Genomic DNA, 3,398 nt, shown 5'->3' on the forward strand with positions numbered 1-3,398 from the left:
TGCGAAGCCTGTGCGCGATCGACTATGTTCACGGGACGGTGTCGGGCGGAACCGTTGAGAACTTCCCGACGTGGACGTGGAACCAGATCCCGCAGATGCAGGCTGACGGGATCGACAAGACCCAGGTGAATCGTTTGTCGACGTGGTTGAACACTGCTTACCCGAGCGGCAACTATCTGAGTTTGATCAAGTAAGCGGCAAGTAGTAATCAAGTGCATGAGAGAACGCGAGGCTTCCGACATCTCGGGCCTCGCGTTTTCCATGGATAGCGGAAATGCGTCCAGCACAGCATCCGCCCCTCGATTGCTCAATCTTCAATGCACCAAGTGCGTGCCGCTCTTTCGTGAAGCCGATGCCGCGATCCAGAGCGACATTGCTTCCATCAGCGGCGTGGATGTCATCATCAACGAAATCGCCGGCGTTTCGGCACAACGGGGCGATGGCATCGAACAGATCAACGTGGCGATCGCGCAACTCGATCGTGTGACGCAGCAGAACGCGGCGCTGGTGGAGGAAGCGGCTGCTGCGAGCGCATCGTTGAAGGAGCAAGCGCTGAAAATGGAAGGCGTGGCCGCTGCATTCGATGTGTCGTAGCAGCCCGCATTCGTCAGTGACCGCCGACCCGTGCGTTCGATGAGCGGTGTCCCGCCGGGAAGCCATGTGAGCGCGCCGCCCAGGCGGTCGAAAGGCCGATCATGATCAGGGCGAGCATTGCCCACGGAAATGCCCTGACCCCCCACGCTGTGAGGAGCACGCCGCCCAGCATGCCGCCTCCCGCAATGGCGCTGTTCCAGACCACCACGTTCATTGAAAGCGCAACGTCCGCGCCGTCGCCCGCCGAGTCCGCAAGCGCGGTTTGAAGCAGCGTGGCGGCGCCTCCGAATGTCAAACCCCACGCCACCATGCCGGCGCACACCACGCTCGCCGACGTACCCGCCAGGCCGAAGGCAACAGTGGTCAGCGCGAACGCGCCGAGGCTTGCAAGGACGGCGGCGCGAAGTTTTCCATCGACCAGACGTCCCGTGATCCAGATTCCCGCGAGCGCCGCCGCGCCGAACAGCAGCAAGACGATGTCGACCTGTTTGCCCAGACCCGCGACCGCCACGAAGGGCGCGACATAGGTGTACAGGATGTTGTGCGCCAGCATCCACGCCAGCACAACACCCAATACTGGGCGCACGCCCGGCGTGGTGAGTACCTCGCGCAACGGTTTTTGTCGCGTGCCGGATTGACCTGGAAAGTCGGGCACGCTGGAGCATACCCACGCGACCAGGATCAATGTCAGAAACGACATGACGCCGAACGCCGCGCGCCATCCGACCAGCGTTCCGAGCCAGGTACCGAGCGGCACACCGAGCGACAGTGCGATGGGTGTACCGACCATTGCCACTGCGAGCGCGCGTCCTTGCTGTGCGGCCGGTACCATGCGCCGCGCGTAACCGGCCAGCAGGCTCCATGCGAGTCCGGCGGAGGCGCCCGCAAAAAAGCGCGCGACCAAGGTCAGCGCGTAATTCGACGACAGCGCGGTGATCGAGTTGAAGATGAAAAAACCTGCGATCGTCATCAACAGGACGGTACGGCGACGCCATGCGCGCGTGGCAATGGTCAGCGGTATCGCTGCAAGCAGCGAACCTACCGCATAGGCCGTCACCATCTGTCCCGCGAGCGATTGCGATATGCCCATGCCCTCGCCGATCTGGGGCAGCAGGCCGGCCGGCAACGTCTCCGTATTGATGCAGATGAAGCCGGTCATTGCCAGCGCGAGCAGGCCGATCAACGGAAAAGGCTTCGACAGGCCCGCGTCGTATTCGGGCACTCGTGTTGCTGTGTCATTGCTCATGGGACCCTGGTTCATAAGTTATGTATCGATCGATATATAAGTTATCCGTCTTCGACCCCCCTTGTCAACGACTAATGTATCGATTAGTATAAAAATCATTGAAGGAGGGATGAATGGCTAGAACCGGGCGGCCGCGTACGTTTGACAAGGACACTGCGATTCAGCAGGCAATGACGCTTTTCTGGACGCATGGCTACGAGGCCACTTCGTTGTCGAGCCTCAAGTCGGCCATGGGCGACATTTCCGCACCCAGTTTTTATGCGGCGTTCGGGTCAAAAGAACTGTTGTTCCGTGAGGTATTGGCGCGTTACCTGGCGTCATTCGGGCAGGTTTCCGCAAGTCTGCGGGATGCTTCTTTGGCACCCAGGAAAGCTATCGAGTTGACGTTGCGGCGCTCGGCGAAAATGCAGACGGACGCGTCTCATCCATCGGGTTGCCTGCTTGTACTGGCTACAGCAACGTGCACGGAAGAGAGTCAGGACTTGCATGACGCGCTGGCGGATGAACGCAGGCTCAATTCGAGCGCCATGCTCGGTTGCGTGCAACGCGCCATTCGCAACAAGGAACTTCCCAAGGCCACGGACGCAGTTGCACTAGCGGCCATGCTCGATTCTTTCTATCTGGGCATGACCATCAAGGCGCGAGATGGCGCGACCTTCGACGAACTCGACCGGGCCATCGATCAGATGATGGGCCTGTGGGATGCGCTGGCTGGAGTATCAACAAAGAAAAAAGCGGCGAAAGCAGGGCGTGACCGGCAAGCCGCGGTTTTCTCCTGATCACAATGTCAATGCATTGCCTGCATGCTGTTCCCAAAGGATCGCAAGGAGGAATGCGATCGCACACACGAGCAGCACGACAATCAACGCCGCGGGCGCAATGGCGTGCATCAGCGCGCCGGTGATGATCGGACCACCGAAGCTCGCAACACTCCACGACGCGCCCACAAGCGAGCTTGCCGACACGAGCGCCGCACCACGAAAGCGTTCGCCGCAAGCCACGAGCGACAGCGTATAGATGCTCCCGGCCGCCGCCCCAATGACAAACAAAAGCGGCCAGCACAACCACGGATTCGATACCGCCCAAAGCAGCAACGGCAACAGCCCGATCACGACCAGCGAAGCGCCCAAATGCACGCGCACGCGGCCGACACGATCCGCCAGCCAGCCGATGGGGAACTGCATCAGCGTATCGCCCAGCAGCACCGCCGATCCGAACAGCAGTGCCAGATTTTCGGGAACACCCTTTGACATCGCGAACAGGGGCATGAGAGAAAGGGCAAGGGTATCGAAGAGCGCGAAGAACGCCGTGCCGATCAGGATGGCGGGCATCAGCGGCATGACATGGCGCCATGTATCGTGGCTGTTTCCGGTCACATCAGATCCGCCGCCCGATCCATGCGCAGGCGGTCCTGCACGCACCAGCGCAAGGGCTGGCAGCGCGAACATAAATACCGCGCCGCATACGATGAATCGCGTTGCATGCCACTCCCCAATGATGCTCACCATCACAGGGCCGGCCATCTTGACAGGAAGAGCCACCTGTGCTTGCAGGCTGC

4 protein-coding genes and 1 pseudogene (1 of these 5 running past the window's edge) are annotated in these 3,398 nt (G+C 60.7%); 3 read left to right on the forward strand and 2 right to left on the reverse strand.

Annotated features, from left to right (window positions below; all coding sequences use genetic code 11):
* Both ACFFAR_RS23890 and ACFFAR_RS23895 read left to right on the forward strand, forming a co-directional pair.
* Positions 1–194 (forward strand): hypothetical protein (locus tag ACFFAR_RS23890; protein WP_375508582.1); only part of this gene is annotated, 194 nt, incomplete at its 5' end.
* A 22-nt stretch (positions 195–216) separates the two neighbouring features.
* A complete protein-coding gene (locus ACFFAR_RS23895) occupies positions 217–594 on the forward strand; it encodes a hypothetical protein (protein ID WP_375508583.1) in 378 nt (125 codons plus the stop codon).
* A 13-nt stretch (positions 595–607) separates the two neighbouring features.
* On the opposite strand, the gene ACFFAR_RS23900 is transcribed toward ACFFAR_RS23895, so the two are convergent.
* Positions 608–1,840: an MFS transporter gene (locus ACFFAR_RS23900; protein WP_174365116.1), complete on the reverse strand. Its 1,233-nt coding sequence runs from the start codon at positions 1,838–1,840 to the stop codon at positions 608–610.
* Between the two features lie 113 nt (positions 1,841–1,953).
* On the opposite strand from ACFFAR_RS23900, the gene ACFFAR_RS23905 reads away from it, so the two are divergent.
* Entirely contained in the window at positions 1,954–2,619 is a 666-nt protein-coding gene (locus tag ACFFAR_RS23905; protein WP_062001985.1) for a TetR/AcrR family transcriptional regulator, read from the forward strand.
* Here the strand turns inward: ACFFAR_RS23905 and ACFFAR_RS23910 are convergent.
* A pseudogene (locus ACFFAR_RS23910) lies at positions 2,620–3,398 on the reverse strand (MFS transporter); it runs 447 nt beyond the window's last position.

The organism is uncultured Caballeronia sp. (genome assembly GCF_964243625.1).
Lineage (GTDB): Bacteria > Pseudomonadota > Gammaproteobacteria > Burkholderiales > Burkholderiaceae > Caballeronia.